Below are 16,149 nucleotides of genomic sequence, written 5' to 3'. Positions count from 1 at the left end.
ATTAGAGGACTCTCTGCTGTCCTGGTTAAGGAAGCAGTAAGATGTGTCGACGGGAACAGGTTTTAACAATTAAGCTTCACAATCCTGCGAATCGCTACCTTGATCAACGACATCAGCAACGACTGACACACTTCTCAACAAACAGCTGAATTAAAATCAAAGCTGCTTTTTTATTCGATGATAGATTCAACCAAATCATATGCTCAACCAAGTCAAAAGCTGGTCTACCCCCTCATCCCCAAACTGATCAAACAGCAACTTAAAAGACATCAACAAGGTGATGGTCACTATTAATGGCCGAACCAGTGTCGTACCTTTACTGACAACCATTTTGGCCCCCAGCTGACCGCCAACAAACTGCCCGGCTGCCATAATAAATCCTGCAATCCAGACAATATGCCCACCCAGGGCAAAGAACAATAATGCAGCAACATTGGAGGTAAAGTTCAGCACTTTGGTATGGGCCGTGGCTTTAGCTAATCCAAACCCTGCAAGCGAAACAAAGGCAATGGCGAAAAATGCTCCCGTCCCAGGTCCAAAGAAACCATCGTAAAACCCGATCGCCGTTGTGAACACCAGTGCAAACAGTGCTGAACCTACACGCTTTTCAGTGTCCTGATCGCTTATCCGTGGAGAGAACATAAAATACAACGCAATCAGCACCAATAATACAGGCATCAGAGAGGCAAGCAGATTCGCATCCAGTAATTGTATAAGCAGAGTTCCGCTAACAGCTCCGATAAAAGTGCAGGCAATCATTAGCCGCATCTGCCTAAGATCGACCAGTTTTTTTCTTACAAAGTAATAGGTGGCAGAAAAAGTACCAAAACTACCCTGAAGCTTATTTGTTGCCAACGCTTCTACAGGATTCATCCCCGTTGCCAGTAAAACAGGCAATGCGATCAGACCACCACCGCCCGCAATAGCATCAACCCCTCCTGCCACTAATCCAGTTACAAAAAGTAATAGAATGAGTCCAATATCCAGTTCCATTTTTCACCCCGCTGTCAGTAGTGCAGTCACTGTAGCAGCTTGAAGCAGGACAAAAACAGAGAAATCCAGGCCGATGATCTATTCCTATTTGGAATCGTTAAACCGCAACGGCACTTTCAGCGATCGCGAGCCTCGCTATTCACCCTGCAATGATGTTGAGCTTGATTGATAGGCACAAAAAAAGCACCCGGAGGTGCTTTTCTGTTATAGCAAAATCAATAAAGGGGATTCAAAAACAAGCCCTACGATAGACAATTCTATAGCCAGTCATGAATCTCAGAATCAGCGACGCTGATCAAAGAGCATCCGTACCAGTCTCTCCCGTACGAATTCGCACGACTTGCTCCAGAGCGGAAACAAAAATTTTGCCATCGCCAATCTTTCCGGTATTGGCTGACTGAGTTATTGCTTCAATGACCTGCTCTACCACAGCATCATCAACGGCTGCTTCAATTTTAACTTTAGGAAGAAAGTCGACGACATACTCAGCACCACGGTAGAGTTCAGTATGGCCTTTCTGGCGACCAAAACCCTTAACCTCGGTGACAGTAATTCCCTGAATACCAATTTCAGAAAGGGCCTCACGAACGTCATCCAGTTTGAAAGGTTTGATAACTGCTGTGACCAGTTTCATTCTATCTCTCCTGCAAAAAACTTTGTTTTCCCGTTCAGGAATCCCCTGTTGGCAACATTCTCTCCATCCACCAAATGTAAATCGTTGTAGAGTCAGAGCCAAGCGATCCTTGAGCCAGAACCAAAAATAGAGGCCTAGTATAACGTAGTTTTACAAAGGAAAGTGAAGAGTGCTGAAGCGCGGAAGAGATCAGGGCTTGAAGACAAGATAGCTTGGTCTTCTTCAAATAAAAAAGGGTGCCTTATGGGCACCCTGTTAAATCTTGTGTTAAACCTTCTTTAGGATTTGGTGAACTCAGGATAAGCTTCCATACCACACTCGGCAATATCAACCCCCTCGTACTCCTCTTCTTCGCTGACACGGATTCCCATCACAGCCTTCAGAATACTCCAAACAACCAAACTGAACCCGAACACCCAGACAAAAATGGTCGCAGCACCAATCAGCTGGCCACTAAAGCTAACCTCACCGTTAGTCACCGGCACCAGCAACAGACCTAATAGACCACACACACCGTGTACAGAGATCGCACCAACTGGATCATCAATCTTCAACTTGTCCAGACCTACAATGGAGAACACTACCAGAACACCACCGATTGCACCGAATAAAGTAGCCTGTAGTGCCGTAGGAGTAGAAGGCTCAGCAGTAATCGCAACCAATCCAGCCAGTGCACCGTTAAGCAACATCGTAAGGTCAGCCTTGCCAAACAGAATACGAGCCGTAATCAACGCTGCAATCGCACCACCGGCAGCCGCTGCATTGGTATTTAGAAAAACCATCGCGACAGAATGAGCACTGGAAACATCACCCAACTTCAGTACAGAACCGCCGTTAAAGCCGAACCAACCCATCCAAAGAATAAAGGTTCCCAATGTAGCCATCGGCAAGTTAGCACCCGGAATAGCATTAACAGAGCCGTTTGCACCGTACTTGCCTTTACGTGCACCAAGCAATAACACACCGGCTAGGGCTGCGGCAGCACCTGCCATATGAACGATACCGGAACCGGCAAAATCAGAAAAACCAAGATCACCCAGGTTATACATTCCGAAGACATCAGCGCCATTCCAGGTCCAGGCTCCTTCCATCGGATAGATAATACCGGTCATGACTACGGCAAATGCCAGGAACGCCCAGAGCTTCATACGCTCTGCTACGGCACCAGAAACAATGGACATAGCCGTGGCAACAAAAACAACCTGGAAGAAGAAATCAGACGCACCTGAATAGACAGAATCACCACCAAAGCCATTTTCTTTGGAATCAGCCAGGACTTGATCCACATCCACCGACTCAATGCCCGCCAGGAAGAGTCCTCCGCCATACATCAGCTCATAGCCTACAACCAGATACATGATGCAGGAGATAGCGAACAGCGCTACGTTTTTCGTCAGGATTTCAGTGGTGTTTTTGGAACGCACCAGGCCCGCCTCCAGCATGGAGAATCCTGCTGCCATCCACATAACTAACGCACCGCACACCAAAAAATAAAAGGTGTCCATTGCATACTGCAATTCAAAAATTTGGTTTTCCATGATTTGCCTCAATGGCATCTTTAAGTAAGCAGATGCCGAATTTGAAAATTGAAAAAAGCCTGGTTTTATTATTTTTAATGCTCTGGTAACCCGAATCTCAGGTCATCTTGCTGAGCGCCATATCGACATAATTACAGCGCACTGTCACCGGTCTCACCGGTACGAATACGGATAGCCTGCTCCAGTGGAGTAACAAAAATTTTGCCATCGCCGATCTTTCCGGTATTCGCTGTCTTAGCAACAGCTTCAATCACCTGATCAACAACCTCATCACCAACAGCAACTTCCAGCTTTACTTTCGGTAGGAAATCAACGACATATTCTGCACCACGATACAATTCCGTATGGCCTTTCTGGCGACCGAAACCTTTGACTTCTGTAACAGTGATCCCCTGGACACCGATCTCCGACAGTGCTTCGCGCACGTCATCCAACTTAAAAGGCTTTATCACAGCCGAAATGAGTTTCATGGTTTATCTCCCGGTAATGGATTCTTTTCTTGGCCGTATCGCTGGAAAAGCCAAAGGCTGACGACCATCAGTAATACTTGATCTGTATTTAGCACAGCCTGTGCCAACCTTTTTTTAGCCATGTAATTCAAAGAGATAAGAAATATATTTTGATATAAAAGTGCATATGCCTTATTGACAAGCCCCCTGATCGCACAAAAACAAGGCACCGTTTCAGTGCACGCACCAGAATGGGTCCTCAAGGTGCAACTACATTAATTTGGCCAGCCTATTGATAAGAACGTGATAGAATCCATTCAACCAGTACATGTCACGACAGGGACAGAATGACTCTCTCTGCCAGTACCGCTGATACTTGAAAATATTGAGAACAGGACATCACCATGATTGCCCCCAAATTATTAGAAGGCCTGAACGAACAGTTAGTGCAGCTATTGGGGGAAGGCCCCCAGAAAACCCAGGAAGAACTAAAACGAGGTGCCAATCAAATTCTACAGAGTGCATTTTCCCGGCTGGATCTTGTCACTCGGGAGGAGTTTGATACCCAGCAGGAAGTATTGCTGCGAACCCGATCATTGGTAGAAGCTCTGGAAAAGCGAGTAGCGCAGCTGGAATCCCAGCACCAGGGCACTGAGGCTGCCAGCGAAGACACCAGGACTGCTGAAAAAGACCCTGAATAAAAGTTTATCCAATATATGGGATGGGGTGTCCAGCCGTCATTTGGGAATTAGTCTAAGCTAGATATATATTCCAAATAATATGAGCAGCACCACCATACCATGAATGTTACCGCTCAACTGCGATGCCTGTTAATCATACTGACTTGGATAACTCTGGTTCCTGCAGCCGTTGCAGACCATCTCCCCAGCCCCAAAGGGACAGTCATTCTGACCCTCAGTGGAGCCATTACACACAGTAATCAACCAGGTCAGGCTGATTTCGATCGGGCAATGTTGGACTCTCTACCCAGGCATCAGTTTAAAACAGCCTCCCCCTGGACCGAAGGTAGTCATCTTTATACTGGGGTTTTGCTGAGTGAATTGCTTCAGTATGTTGGCGCTAAAGGCACTCGACTCATTGCCCGGGCTCTTAACGATTACCATTCAGTGATCGACCTTGATCCGATTGCTGAATATCCCATTTTACTGGCACTGGAGTCAGACGGCCAACCGATGAAAGTACGGGATAAGGGGCCTATCTGGCTACTCTACCCAATGTCCGATTACCCCGAGTTGAACACTACTTATTACCATGCAGGGATGGTTTGGCAATTGCGTCACATCGAGGTTAAGTAATGTTTCGCGTGCGTTATCTGCGTGTAACATCTCTATTAGCAGTCATTGCAATTTTTGCCTTCAGTTCAATCATCAGCTACCAGCGCTACACTGAGGCATCAAAAATTCTCGATGTCACACTGAAAACAGGAGCTTGGGCATCCTCAGAATTAGAGGGTGAACTGCTAAGGTTTTTGAATACGCTGGACCTGTTTCGCATAGGCGAGCGTACTCCTAACGACCTCATGCTCAGATTCGATTTACTCTGGAGCAGAATACAGGTACTGCGAGTTGGTGAAGAAACCGAGCATCTAAGAGAGCTACCAGGCGCCCAGGAGATGCTAAATAAACTGGATCAACTAATGAAGGAAGTTGATCCGGTGGTTCTCAATCTTCAGGTGGCTGATATTCAAACGGCAGAGCAACTCGGAGAACGCTACCGCACTTTCGCTCCCGCTGTTCGGCGATTTAATGTTGAGAGCTTCAGCGGTCGTACCAAGCTGCTTGAGTTACGATCAACTCATGATAGACAACATATATTCTTTCTTGGCCTACTGATCAGTGGTGCTGTACTGGTGTTGATGTTATTGAGAGAAAATGCACGAAGTCGTGCGCAGGCTCTGCATGATCCCATGACCGGGTTACCCAATCGAAAGTTTTTCCATGATCAGCTCAAAATTGCAGAAGCCCGAAGCCTGCGGGCAGGATCACGGATGGCTATTTACCTGATTGATCTGGATGACTTTAAGACAATTAACGATTCTTACGGACATAGTGCCGGAGACAGGCTGCTTATCGAGGTTGCCCGACGATTGAAAGACTGTGTCCGGCAACAGGATACCGTGGCCCGGCTCGGTGGTGATGAATTTGCTGTTATTCAGGAAGCAGTCGATCATGTGGATGTCAGCGCGCGGCTGGCCCGACGAATCTGTAAACAAATAATGCTACCAATAGAGCTTAACAACAATCGGGTGTACCCATCTGCCAGTATTGGTGTCAGTCTTTTTCCAAACGATTCTGAAAAAGCAGAACAAGTGCTGATAAACGCCGACACCGCGATGTACCTGGCTAAAAAGGATGATGGGATCAGTTACCGATTTTTTGAACCGGAAATGAACACCGCAATCGTTCGCCGAAAGCGGCTGTCCAATGATCTGAGTATTGCAATTAAAGACAATCAGCTGGCCCTTTTCTACCAGCCTATTGTTAACCTCAATACCGGAAAAATAGAAGCTACTGAAGCGTTGTTACGCTGGCATCATGAAGATTACGGTTATATATCGCCCTTGGAAGTAGTGTCTATTGCAGAGCAGTTCGGGCTGGCTAATCAGCTAAATTGCTGGGTGCTGGAGCAAGCTTGCCGACAAAATCAGCGCTGGATTGAACAACAACTGCCGTCACTGTCAGTAAGTGTAAATATCTCACCGACAATGTACACACAGTATGATCTGGTAGGGGCTGTAAAAAAAGCCTTAGCCGTCAGCGGCATGGACGCCAATTTGCTGGTATTGGAAGTGACTGAAGATACCACTATGCGGGATATTGAAACATCTCCCGACATTCTAAAAAAATTACGGGCGCTGGATATCAGCCTGGCTTTGGATGATTTCGGCACCGGGTATTCATCCTTAAGCCATTTAAAACGACTACCGGTGCAAAAATTAAAGATTGATAAATCCTTTGTTCAGGATCTGAACAATATACCAACAGACCTTCGCTTTATTCGTACCATTCTCAGCTTGGCCCAGAGCCTGGAGCTGCAGGTGGTGGCTGAAGGAATCGAAGCTGAAAAAAACTTAAAAGACCTTTGCCTTGAAGGCTGTCACTATGGACAAGGGTATCTGTTATCACGGCCCGTACAGCCTAACGAGATGGCTGAACTGCTCAAACAACAAGGAGCAGACAAATTGTTGTTTTCTTGTGGTAATCTAACCAATATCGAGAATACAGGATAAATCAGTCATGTAAACGGAGGTACCCGCCAGGGTATCTGATGACAATACTCACCAGACCAGGGAAGGTTCTGCATGTCTTTAGCGATTGTTCACAGCCGGGCGCAGCTCGGTATCGAAGCCCCACTAGTCACCGTCGAAGTTCACCTGACAAACGGCCTGCCAGGCCTCTCCATTGTGGGACTACCTGAAACGGCTGTTAAAGAGAGCAAAGACAGGGTCCGCAGTGCTCTGATTAATGCCCAGTTTGAATACCCGCTCAGGCGCATCACTGTTAATCTGGCCCCCGCAGACTTGCCTAAGGAAGGTGGGCGCTATGACCTGGCAATTGCCTTGGGAATTCTCTCAGCATCAGGACAATTACCCGCAAACGTTCTCGACCATTACGAAGTCATCGGAGAGCTGGCTCTGTCTGGTGAGGTTCGACCCGTTCCCGGAGCCATTCCTGCAGCAATACAGGTGGCTGGCTCAGGTCGAACCTTACTGTTACCCAAAGCAAATGCTGTTGAGGCGGCTATGGTCGAGCAGGCCAAACTGTTGGGAGCTGATCACTTGCTTGGTGTCTGTGCTCATTTGAATGGTCAGCAATCATTAACATTAGAGCCTTATATTGAGATAAGGGTACCGCCGCAGACGGCAAAGGATATGGCTGATGTGCGAGGCCAGTATCAAGCTAAAAGGGCGTTAGAGGTGGCCGCAGCAGGTCGCCACAGCCTTCTTATGGTAGGTCCCCCGGGAACCGGAAAAACCATGCTTGCCAGTCGACTGGGAGGCCTGCTGCCGCCAATGTCCAGAGCCGAACAATTACAGGTGGCAGCTATCCGATCCATTAGCGGTCAGACGTTAAACCCCGAGCAATGGCAGCAACGCCCTTTTCGAGCCCCCCATCACACAGCCTCCGGAGTTGCTTTGGTCGGTGGTGGCAGTTCCCCGAAACCTGGAGAAATATCTTTAGCTCATCAGGGAGTTCTGTTTCTGGATGAGTTACCAGAGTTTGATCGACGTGTGCTGGAAGTACTGCGTGAACCTTTAGAATCCGGTGAAATTTGCATATCCAGAGCCTCACGGCAAGTCACTTACCCGGCCAGTTTTCAGATGATCGCCGCCATGAATCCATGCCCCTGTGGCTATGCCGGTGATTCCAGTGGCCGTTGTCAGTGCTCGGCCGACAAGGTTCGTCGTTATCAAAGCCGTATCTCCGGCCCGCTGCTGGACAGGCTGGATTTACACATCGAAGTGGTCGCGCTGAAACACGGAGAGTTAACAGCTCCAGCCCCGGAGGGTGAAGCTTCAGCCAAAATTTTAGCGCGGGTACAGCATGCTAGAGAACGCCAGTATAACCGCCGTGGCAAAGAGAACAGTCAATTAAATACAAAAGAAATTGAACAGGATTGTTGCTTATCAGAAGCAAACCGAAAATTAATGGAACAGGCACTTGAAAACTTTGGCCTGTCAGCAAGAGCTTATCATCGAGTATTGCGCGTCGCCCGGACATTAGCAGACCTGGAAGGTAAAGATATAATTGAACGATCACACCTTCTGGAGTCCCTGAGTTATCGGAAACAGGAAAGAAGTTCCAGCCCTTAAGCGGCTTTCTGCCCAGCGGAAATAGCTCAGAAGAAGTAGCGCAGAGGTGATTGCTTAGAGGTCATAGTAGAGCAGGCGTCAGCCGGTTGCTTCCTGAAGACCTTCACAGAGCATTTCTCTAAAGGCTTCAAAGTTGACCGGTGGGCTATAATAATAGCCCTGTACCTGATCACACTGATTATCTTTAAGGAATGCAACCTGCTCTGGAGTTTCAGCCCCCTCGGCAATCACATCCTTGCGTAAATTGTGGGCCAGATTAATGATAGCGCGGACAATTTCTGCATCATCAGGATTATCGATTACGCCGCTGATAAATGAACGGTCAATTTTCAGCGTATTGATCGGCAGTTTTTGCAGATGAGCAAAGGAAGAATAGCCAGTACCGAAATCGTCCAGAGAAAAAGTTAAGCCCAGTTTACTTAACTCACGGATACAATGGCCTACGTGGACCTCGTTCAACGCAACAGCTGTTTCAGTTAATTCGAATTCCAACAGGCTTGGGTCCACATCCGCATGGCTGATTAATCGTTGGATTGTCGGGAGCAACGTATCATCCTGGAACTGCCGGAATGACAGATTAATCCCCATTCTTTGAAGCTCCATACCCTGGCTCTGCAACGCTTCCAGATCCTTACAGGCCCGGTACACGACCCAATATCCCATGGGCACTATCAATCCGGTTTTCTCCGCCAGCGGAATAAATTCACCGGGATGAAGCAGACCCCGCGTCGGATGCTGCCATCGAATAAGCGCTTCGGCACCTACGATACTCTGACTGTTCAGGTCAATTCGAGGTTGATAATGCAAGACAAACTGTTGACGCCGTAGCGCAGATAGAAGCTCTGGCTCCAGAGCAATCTGATTGGCGATATCCGTATCAAGACCTTCACTGTAAAAGCGGAAGCTGGAACCACGCTCTTTTTTAGCCTGATGCATCGCTGTCCCGGCATGACGCAGCAGTTCATCCAAATCCTGGCCGGTTTCCGGGAAAACAGCACAGCCCATACTACAACCAAGTATTACCTTTCGCTCAAGCTGCTGATAAGGCATGCGATGCAGCTGTCGAATACGATCAATCAAGGTTTCCAGTTCAGCCCGGGCGTTACGGCTGATAATACTGATAGTGAACTGATCTTCACTGATCCTAGCTAACTGCTGCCCCGGCTTTAGCGATTGCTGCAGCCGTAACGCCACTTCCTTGATGGTCAGATCACCAATAAGATGGCCAAGGGAATTATTCACCTTCTTAAAACCATCAATGTTCAGCATCATCAGACCAACCTGTTGACCGCTGGCATTGGCATGATCCAGACGCTGCATCAGACGACCATAAAAGTTTTGTCGATTGGGAGCCCCCGTCAGTTCGTCATAGTCCATAAGTTCCGCAATGCGGGACTCGCGCTCCTGAAGATCCCAGGCGTAACGGATAGAGCGTTTCAGGTTATAGAGCGTGAGTTCTTCCCGAGCCAGATAGTCAGAGGCTCCGGCCTCAATCTGAGCCTGCTCTTCCTTGATATCGATGGTGTCACCGATCAATACGATCGGGATTGGAAATCGGTTGCGGCGGGCTAAGCCCAGGTAATTCTTATGCTCACTCTGCTCCAGTCCGTGATCAAGAAAAATAAGATCGGCTGGAGGATCCCGCGGTTCTGTCAGTGCCTCTTTGATGCTGGTGCACCAATTGACCTGATAATGACTGTCATTGTCCTGCTGCAGGAGATCGTGTATCAAATGGGAGGTGGCAGGAAAAGGATCGACTACAAGTATCGAAACAGTACGCATAGTACTATTTTTTCCAATACTGTATTCAATCGATGACATAGAGACATTGACCCACGACTGTCTGCTGCTGGTCCCTTCCCGAGCAAACAGGGTTACATATTTAGACGGAGAACACCAATTTGTTCGACCCGTTCCAATACAAAGTTAGAGTATTACTTTAAGTTTACGCTTCAAGCAACTGTTTTATATCTTGTCAAGCTTAATGTCAAGCAAGCAGTGCTAGGTAAAACAAGATCGATACTCATCTGGTCATTCTCGATACTTATCCTGACTGATACAATGCTGCTTCCAATCGTTACTTTCCGTTATTAGTTTTTCGGCAGCTACATCCGGTAGCTATCGGCCCGGGATTCATTATATTTAGGTTTTTTTGTGAGTCAGCTTAATCCCCGTCAAAGTGAGGCAGTCCACTACGTAGGTGGACCATTACTCGTTCTAGCTGGTGCCGGAAGTGGCAAAACCAGTGTTATCACCCGTAAGATTGCCTATCTGATTGAAGAATGTGGCATCAAAGCTCGCCATATAGCTGCTGTTACCTTTACCAATAAAGCCTCAAGGGAAATGAAAGAACGCGTTGGGAAGCTTGTTAAGGGACCTGCCTCTCGAGGATTAACCGTTTCTACCTTTCATAACCTTGGGCTCAATATCATTCGCAAAGAGCATAAACTTTTAGGCTTTAAACCGGGTTTTTCAATATTTGATGCTCAGGACGCTTCATCAATGATCCGTGATCTGATGATGCGGGACTCCCTCGATGAAACTGATCTGGTGGACTATATCCAGCACAGTATCTCCAACTGGAAAAATGACTTGGTTGGGCCCAAACAGGCACAAGAAATAGCCCAGAACCCTAACGAAGAGTTGGCGGCAAGGGTCTATGAGAATTACAACCGACAGCTAAGGGCTTATAACGGGGTTGATTTTGATGATCTGATTTTGATTCCCACTCTGCTGTTTAAAAACAATCCAGAAGTGCTGAATCGATGGCAACAGCGCATTCATTACCTGTTGGTAGACGAATATCAGGACACCAATATCAGCCAGTACCTGCTGGTTAAATTGCTGGTAGGTCACCGTACAGGCCTGACCGTCGTCGGTGATGATGATCAATCAATCTATGCATGGCGCGGTGCCCGCCCTGAAAACCTGATGCAGTTAAAACATGACTTCCCAAGCTTGAAAGTCGTCATGCTTGAACAGAATTACCGTTCCACCAGCCGCATTCTAAAAGCTGCCAACGTACTAATCGCCAATAACCCTCATGAGTTTGAGAAAAAGCTCTGGAGTGACATGGGTGTTGGTGAGCCCTTGAAAGTTATTTTCTGCCGTAACGAAGACGCCGAGTCAGATCGGATTGCCACAGAAATCATCGACCAGAGAATGCGGAGAAAGAACAGCTATAAGGACTATGCCGTACTCTATCGTGGCAACCACCAGTCCCGGCTGATCGAAATGAAATTACAGAACTATCAGATTCCTTACAAAATCAGTGGCGGAACCTCTTTTTTCTCACGCGCAGAAGTAAAGGATGTTATGTCCTATCTGAAAGTACTGATTAATCCGGATGATGATAATGCCTTTCTACGCATCATCAATCTCCCCCGACGGGAAATTGGGCCCGGTACATTGGAAAAGCTCAGTCATTATGCGGGCGAACGCAACATAAGTTTATTTGCGGCCTGCTCAGAAGTAGGGCTTTCTCAATGGCTACCCGAAAAAAGCATCCATAAATTGCGTCAGTTTGGCGAATGGATGCAACGAACTTACGAACGTTGTTACAGGGATAACCCGATAACAACAATCCAACAGATGATCCGTGATATCGACTATGAGGGCTGGTTATCTCAAAACAGCAGCAGTGATGCCCAGGCAGAAAAACGCATGGCCAACGTCTGGTTTTTGGTGGAATCACTGGAACGCACATTGGAACGGCTAAGAGAAGATGACGATAATGCTGGTATTGATGAGGCCGTCGCACGCCTGCTGCTGATTGACATGATGGAACGTCAAGAGGAGGAAGACGACTCGGATCGTGTACAACTGATGACACTCCATGCGTCCAAGGGTTTGGAGTTTCCTCACGTTTTCCTGATGGGACTCGAGGAAGAGATACTGCCTCACCGGAACAGTATTGAAGATGACTTTATTGATGAAGAGCGTCGGCTTGCCTACGTGGGTATTACCCGAGCGAGGAAAACCCTGACAATGACACTGGCTAAGCAGCGCAAGCAATTTGGAGAGGTATCTGATACCTCTCCCAGCCGTTTTCTGGACGAACTACCGGAAGAAGACCTGGAATGGGAAGGCCGTAACGAAACAAGCCCCGAAGCCAATGCGGCGCGAGGCCGGGCGACTCTCAGCGGACTCAAAGATCTGCTGAGTGATTTTTAGGTCAGACAGCATCTAACCAGACGGCTAGTAACTAAATGATTACATCGAATAACTTAGTTGCGAGATGCAATAGCTAAGCTAAACCATGGCCAAATTACAGCGATGTTTATCTGCCCCAGATCAGCCGCAAAGCCTGGGGCTTTAACATCCCTGTAGTTAACGCCGTCCCCAACAGAATCACAGCGCAAGCCAGGATCATTTCCAGAGTAATAGTTTCCTCCAGAAAGAACGCCCCCCAGACCATGCCAAACGCCGGAACCAGATAAGTCACCGCAATCGCTTTTTGCGGCCCGGCAGAAGCAATCAACCTGAAGTAGAGTAAGTAAGCAATACCCGTGCAAGCTACCCCTAGAACTATGACCGCCAACCAACTCATTAGCGGTGGGGATTGCTGAGGCCAGGTTAGCAGTGCAAACGGCAGCAATAACAGAGCGGCCCCCACCTGACTTCCGGTTGCATTAACCAAGGGACTGACAGCACTTAATCGTGACTTTGAATAGTTGGCAGCAATTCCATAAAAAAGTGCGGCTACAAGCCCTGCAGCAATCGCTATGGTTTCATCACCCAAAATAGAATCACCAGCCAAATTGAATGAAGCCCTTCCCCAGACCAGTAAAACCACACCCGCAAAACCAATCGACAAACCAGCCAGTTGAAACAGGGTCATCCGCTGCTGATACCAGATAAAGGCGATAATTGCCCCAAACATGGGGGCCGTCGCATTCAGTATCGATGCAAACCCGGCCGTTACATAAAGCATCGAATAGGCAATCAGACAGAAAGGTAATGCCGAGTTGGTCGCACCAACGATAAGCAATGCCAGCCCATTTTCTCTCAATATTGGAAGATCTCGCCGCCAGGACAGCATCGGCAGCAAAAAAAGTGCCGCAATGCCAACTCGAAGCTCAATCAGAGGAATGGGGCCAAACTCTCCAGCCCCCATTCGCATAAAGAGAAATGATGCTCCCCAAAGGGCAGCCAGCAAAATTAAGTCTCGGACATTGATAGCAGTCATTAGGTATGGCTCAACGTTAAGATCAGGTAAATATCAACAACTCTCGCATAATGTAATCGCCCGACAACTGGATTGCTGGCCATAATCGGACCTGTATTTTTAAAAGCAGAGGATGAGGCACAAGAAATACGGACGGAACTATACGAACGAAAGCAAGAGCAGACAGATAGGTAACAAAGTATGCCTACCTACCCTTCTTACTCAAAGAGTCCAACAAACATTAACGCCATATTTAGAGGCTAAAACCATCCTTGGAGGATGGAATAGCAGGTTCGGGAACTTCTATCCGATCCATCACTTCAGCTTTACCGGGAGAGTCTTTTAACGCGGCTGAGATTTCATCCTTATTTTTTGCCAGATAGAGACAAAGCTCACTACGTTCATTATCGTCCAGCTTAAAGCCCAAATCATTCTTTTGCAGCACAGCGTCCAATTTCTCGGCAACCGCAAATATTTCGTCCCATTTCTTGGCATCAACAGCATTGGTAATTTTGATCTTTTCTTTACCGTTTATCTCATAGATGTAGACGGTCTTCTTTTGAAATTTCATAGGAGGGACCATGACGTATCTCAAGTACCATTATCATCAGGTACCGGTGTTAACTGCACGGCCGTTATTGTCCCCAGACTGAACAACGAGCAAGCCCGAGTCACAAAGCCCTGCATACAGCGATAAGAACAATAACAAGTATAGTTCAGATAAACCGTCAACAATGAGGATGTAAAGGGGAGATAGCAGGCGCTGACCAAACCTTTCGCAGCTTAGCGAGCAGGCAGCATAGATTAAGTGACATTCAAGCAGTGTTTGATCTTATCCACGAGTGCATTGGGAAATTGTCGATAATCGAGATACGGAACCAAAAATACCTGATCTCGCTTCCACGCCCGCTGTTGGTCATCAACGGCCACAAAATCATGCGTCTCCAACCCTAGACGCTCCCAACTTGCCTTTCCAGCCACTAAGTGTTGAGCAGGCTGAGACAACAGCGAGTCACCAAAACAGACAGCTTCTTTTTGCTTAAGCAACTGATGATCGCGATACTGTCGCCAATCACCATCAGGAGCGCAGATCTTTGCCAAAATCGTCAGAATCTTGCGCCAGTGATTACCGTTCAATTCAATCAACTCCGGGATATTCAGCCCCGAGCCTGAGGCACCCATTAGCTGTTCCGAAGGCAATAATGGAGGATTTGGAAGGTAGAGAACAAGCTCAGGTTCAGAGCTGCCAAGAATGTTTATCGGCATTAAAAGAAATCAACTCGCAGCAGTAATACCGGTATTTTGCCAGACTTATAAACTTAAAGCCCGTCCAGCAGACCCACTTTTGCAGACTTATCTTTAATTGTATGATTAACAACACATTCGTAGAGAAGAAGGATATCAGGTGTCAGAACACGGACCAGAGAAAAGACTCAGCGAAGAAAGCAAATACGTCTGTGCCGTACTGCTGTCAATGGATCAAAAAATGATCAAGAAAATCAGAGCTGCTAGGCTACCACGATAACATAGGGATGCTGCAATATGAGTTGGAATTACGAAGCAGAAATCGAAAATGGCCAAACATTATTCTTAAGACAGTTATTGGTTTTGCCTTAACTCTAGCTTTAGTGATCTTGTTATCGACAATCAAATACCCGCTCTAAAGATCCCCTCCATGAGCAACTAAATTACTTATCCCAACGAACAACAAGTAGACTGTTAAATGACTCTGGATGGGGTAGAACGCAGGTTTTAGTGCTTGCTGGAAACAAACGACCTGAGTAGAATACGTCCCTCTCGAAAGAGTTCCCTGTGCGCCTGTAGCTCAGCTGGATAGAGTAGCAGGTTCCGATCCTGTTGGTCGGGGGTTCGAATCCCTCCAGGCGCGCCAATAAAATCAAACAGTTACACGAAAAACATCCTACTTATAATAATGCCTTCCTGATTTTTAGTGCATATTGTAGTGCGCAAATTCGATTGCATGGTATCTATCTATGCTTCTGCAGCAACATCCCTGTCGTCATATAGCTTGTCCTCTCGGTTGGAGGCAATAGCGACCAACGGGTGACACTCTTTGACTACGACCCCAGCCGTAGCGGCAGTGTTTCTGAGCGATTGCTAGCCGGTTATAAAGGATATCTGCAAACCGATGGCTATGAAGGGTACGCAGCGATCGGGCGTCAGGATGGAGTAATCAACCAGGGCTGCTGGGCTCACGCCCGGCGCAAGTTTGATGAAGCGATTAAAGCCCAGGGAAAGCCCCAAAAGCCGGGAAGGCCCAAATGGGGCTATCTTATATCCAGAAGCTGTACCGGATCGAAAAGCAGATCACTGATCAGCCACCAGACAAGCAATTGGAGGTCCGCCAGCAGCAAAGCCAGAAGATACTAGCGAATCTGCGAAAATGGCTGGAAAAATCATTGCCACAGGTGCCGCCAAAAAGCGCATTGGGTAAGGCGCTGTATTATCGTAAGCGGTAAATAAACCCCACCTGTTACCAGGGCTGCTCGCCAGCTAAGGTCATGATCTCTGAA

At 47.4% G+C, this 16,149-nt stretch carries 14 protein-coding genes, 1 tRNA gene and 1 pseudogene; 8 read left to right on the top strand and 8 right to left on the bottom strand.

What is annotated here, in order from left to right:
• Positions 1-195 precede the first annotated feature (195 nt).
• From BGP75_RS21590 to glnK (BGP75_RS21575), 4 genes are all read right to left on the bottom strand, one after another.
• Entirely contained in the window at positions 196-993 is a 798-nt protein-coding gene (locus BGP75_RS21590) for a TSUP family transporter (protein ID WP_076721003.1), read from the bottom strand.
• A gap of 295 nt (positions 994-1,288) precedes the next feature.
• Positions 1,289-1,627 carry a P-II family nitrogen regulator gene (glnK, locus tag BGP75_RS21585; RefSeq protein WP_076721002.1) on the bottom strand — a complete coding sequence of 113 codons (339 nt, stop codon included), beginning with the start codon at positions 1,625-1,627 and terminating at the stop codon, positions 1,289-1,291.
• 278 nt (positions 1,628-1,905) lie between these two features.
• Positions 1,906-3,165 carry an ammonium transporter gene (locus BGP75_RS21580; RefSeq protein WP_076721001.1) on the bottom strand — a complete coding sequence of 420 codons (1,260 nt, stop codon included), beginning with the start codon at positions 3,163-3,165 and terminating at the stop codon, positions 1,906-1,908.
• A gap of 131 nt (positions 3,166-3,296) precedes the next feature.
• A complete protein-coding gene (gene glnK / locus BGP75_RS21575) occupies positions 3,297-3,635 on the bottom strand; it encodes a P-II family nitrogen regulator (protein ID WP_076721000.1) in 339 nt (112 codons plus the stop codon).
• A gap of 383 nt (positions 3,636-4,018) precedes the next feature.
• Between glnK (BGP75_RS21575) and BGP75_RS21565 the strand changes: the two genes are divergently transcribed.
• From BGP75_RS21565 to BGP75_RS21550, 4 genes are all read left to right on the top strand, one after another.
• Entirely contained in the window at positions 4,019-4,315 is a 297-nt protein-coding gene (locus BGP75_RS21565; RefSeq protein WP_076720998.1) for an accessory factor UbiK family protein, read from the top strand.
• Positions 4,316-4,414: 99 nt separating this feature from the next.
• Positions 4,415-4,930, top strand: coding sequence for a hypothetical protein (locus BGP75_RS21560; RefSeq protein WP_083704971.1), 516 nt, complete (start codon positions 4,415-4,417; stop codon positions 4,928-4,930).
• A complete protein-coding gene (locus BGP75_RS21555) occupies positions 4,930-6,864 on the top strand; it encodes a bifunctional diguanylate cyclase/phosphodiesterase (RefSeq protein WP_076720997.1) in 1,935 nt (644 codons plus the stop codon). The genes BGP75_RS21560 and BGP75_RS21555 overlap by 1 nt, the downstream gene beginning before the upstream one ends.
• Before the next feature lie 72 nt (positions 6,865-6,936).
• Positions 6,937-8,448 carry a YifB family Mg chelatase-like AAA ATPase gene (locus BGP75_RS21550; RefSeq protein ID WP_076720996.1) on the top strand — a complete coding sequence of 504 codons (1,512 nt, stop codon included), beginning with the start codon at positions 6,937-6,939 and terminating at the stop codon, positions 8,446-8,448.
• 78 nt (positions 8,449-8,526) lie between these two features.
• Here BGP75_RS21550 and BGP75_RS21545 read toward each other — a convergent pair whose 3' ends face one another.
• Entirely contained in the window at positions 8,527-10,230 is a 1,704-nt protein-coding gene (locus BGP75_RS21545) for a GGDEF domain-containing response regulator (RefSeq protein ID WP_158070153.1), read from the bottom strand.
• Between the two features lie 372 nt (positions 10,231-10,602).
• On the opposite strand from BGP75_RS21545, the gene rep reads away from it, so the two are divergent.
• On the top strand, positions 10,603-12,621 hold the full coding sequence (rep, locus tag BGP75_RS21540; protein WP_076720994.1) for a DNA helicase Rep: 2,019 nt from the start codon (positions 10,603-10,605) through the stop codon (positions 12,619-12,621).
• Positions 12,622-12,727: 106 nt separating this feature from the next.
• Here the strand turns inward: rep and BGP75_RS21535 are convergent, their stop codons facing one another.
• The 3 genes from BGP75_RS21535 to BGP75_RS21525 all read right to left on the bottom strand — a co-directional run bounded on the left by BGP75_RS21535 (position 12,728) and on the right by BGP75_RS21525 (position 14,881).
• The gene (locus tag BGP75_RS21535; RefSeq protein WP_076720993.1) at positions 12,728-13,636 is read right to left on the bottom strand and encodes a DMT family transporter; all 909 of its coding nucleotides are present in this window, start codon (positions 13,634-13,636) and stop codon (positions 12,728-12,730) included.
• A 232-nt stretch (positions 13,637-13,868) separates the two neighbouring features.
• Positions 13,869-14,186, bottom strand: a complete 318-nt coding sequence (locus BGP75_RS21530; RefSeq protein WP_076720992.1) for a YebG family protein — start codon at positions 14,184-14,186, stop codon at positions 13,869-13,871.
• A 233-nt stretch (positions 14,187-14,419) separates the two neighbouring features.
• Positions 14,420-14,881, bottom strand: a complete 462-nt coding sequence (locus BGP75_RS21525) for a DUF6942 family protein (RefSeq protein ID WP_076720991.1) — start codon at positions 14,879-14,881, stop codon at positions 14,420-14,422.
• Between the two features lie 548 nt (positions 14,882-15,429).
• On the opposite strand from BGP75_RS21525, the gene BGP75_RS21520 reads away from it, so the two are divergent.
• The 3 genes and pseudogenes from BGP75_RS21520 (at position 15,430) to BGP75_RS27875 (ending at position 16,095) form a co-directional block, all read left to right on the top strand.
• A tRNA-Arg gene (locus tag BGP75_RS21520) sits at positions 15,430-15,506 on the top strand.
• 173 nt (positions 15,507-15,679) lie between these two features.
• Positions 15,680-15,868 (top strand): annotated as a pseudogene (locus BGP75_RS27880) (transposase); the annotation flags it as partial.
• 29 nt (positions 15,869-15,897) lie between these two features.
• On the top strand, positions 15,898-16,095 hold the full coding sequence (locus BGP75_RS27875) for a transposase (RefSeq protein WP_076720989.1): 198 nt from the start codon (positions 15,898-15,900) through the stop codon (positions 16,093-16,095).
• Positions 16,096-16,149 lie beyond the last annotated feature (54 nt).

This window comes from Motiliproteus sp. MSK22-1, assembly GCF_001968815.1.
GTDB lineage: Bacteria > Pseudomonadota > Gammaproteobacteria > Pseudomonadales > Balneatricaceae > Motiliproteus.
Note: the sequence above shows the minus strand (reverse complement) of the source record. Positions and strands in the feature narration are given on the sequence as shown.

Excerpts from the sequence above, each read along its gene's own strand:
- BGP75_RS21590 (WP_076721003.1), bottom strand. The coding sequence starts at position 993 with ATGGAACTGGATATTGGACTCATTCTATTACTTTTTGTAACTGGATTA.
- glnK (WP_076721002.1), bottom strand. The coding sequence starts at position 1,627 with ATGAAACTGGTCACAGCAGTTATCAAACCTTTCAAACTGGATGACGTT.
- BGP75_RS21580 (WP_076721001.1), bottom strand. The coding sequence starts at position 3,165 with ATGGAAAACCAAATTTTTGAATTGCAGTATGCAATGGACACCTTTTAT.
- glnK (WP_076721000.1), bottom strand. The coding sequence starts at position 3,635 with ATGAAACTCATTTCGGCTGTGATAAAGCCTTTTAAGTTGGATGACGTG.
- BGP75_RS21565 (WP_076720998.1), top strand. The coding sequence starts at position 4,019 with ATGATTGCCCCCAAATTATTAGAAGGCCTGAACGAACAGTTAGTGCAG.
- BGP75_RS21560 (WP_083704971.1), top strand. The coding sequence starts at position 4,415 with ATGAATGTTACCGCTCAACTGCGATGCCTGTTAATCATACTGACTTGG.
- BGP75_RS21555 (WP_076720997.1), top strand. The coding sequence starts at position 4,930 with ATGTTTCGCGTGCGTTATCTGCGTGTAACATCTCTATTAGCAGTCATT.
- BGP75_RS21550 (WP_076720996.1), top strand. The coding sequence starts at position 6,937 with ATGTCTTTAGCGATTGTTCACAGCCGGGCGCAGCTCGGTATCGAAGCC.
- BGP75_RS21545 (WP_158070153.1), bottom strand. The coding sequence starts at position 10,230 with ATGCGTACTGTTTCGATACTTGTAGTCGATCCTTTTCCTGCCACCTCC.
- BGP75_RS21535 (WP_076720993.1), bottom strand. The coding sequence starts at position 13,636 with ATGACTGCTATCAATGTCCGAGACTTAATTTTGCTGGCTGCCCTTTGG.
- BGP75_RS21530 (WP_076720992.1), bottom strand. The coding sequence starts at position 14,186 with ATGAAATTTCAAAAGAAGACCGTCTACATCTATGAGATAAACGGTAAA.
- BGP75_RS21525 (WP_076720991.1), bottom strand. The coding sequence starts at position 14,881 with ATGCCGATAAACATTCTTGGCAGCTCTGAACCTGAGCTTGTTCTCTAC.
- BGP75_RS27875 (WP_076720989.1), top strand. The coding sequence starts at position 15,898 with ATGGGGCTATCTTATATCCAGAAGCTGTACCGGATCGAAAAGCAGATC.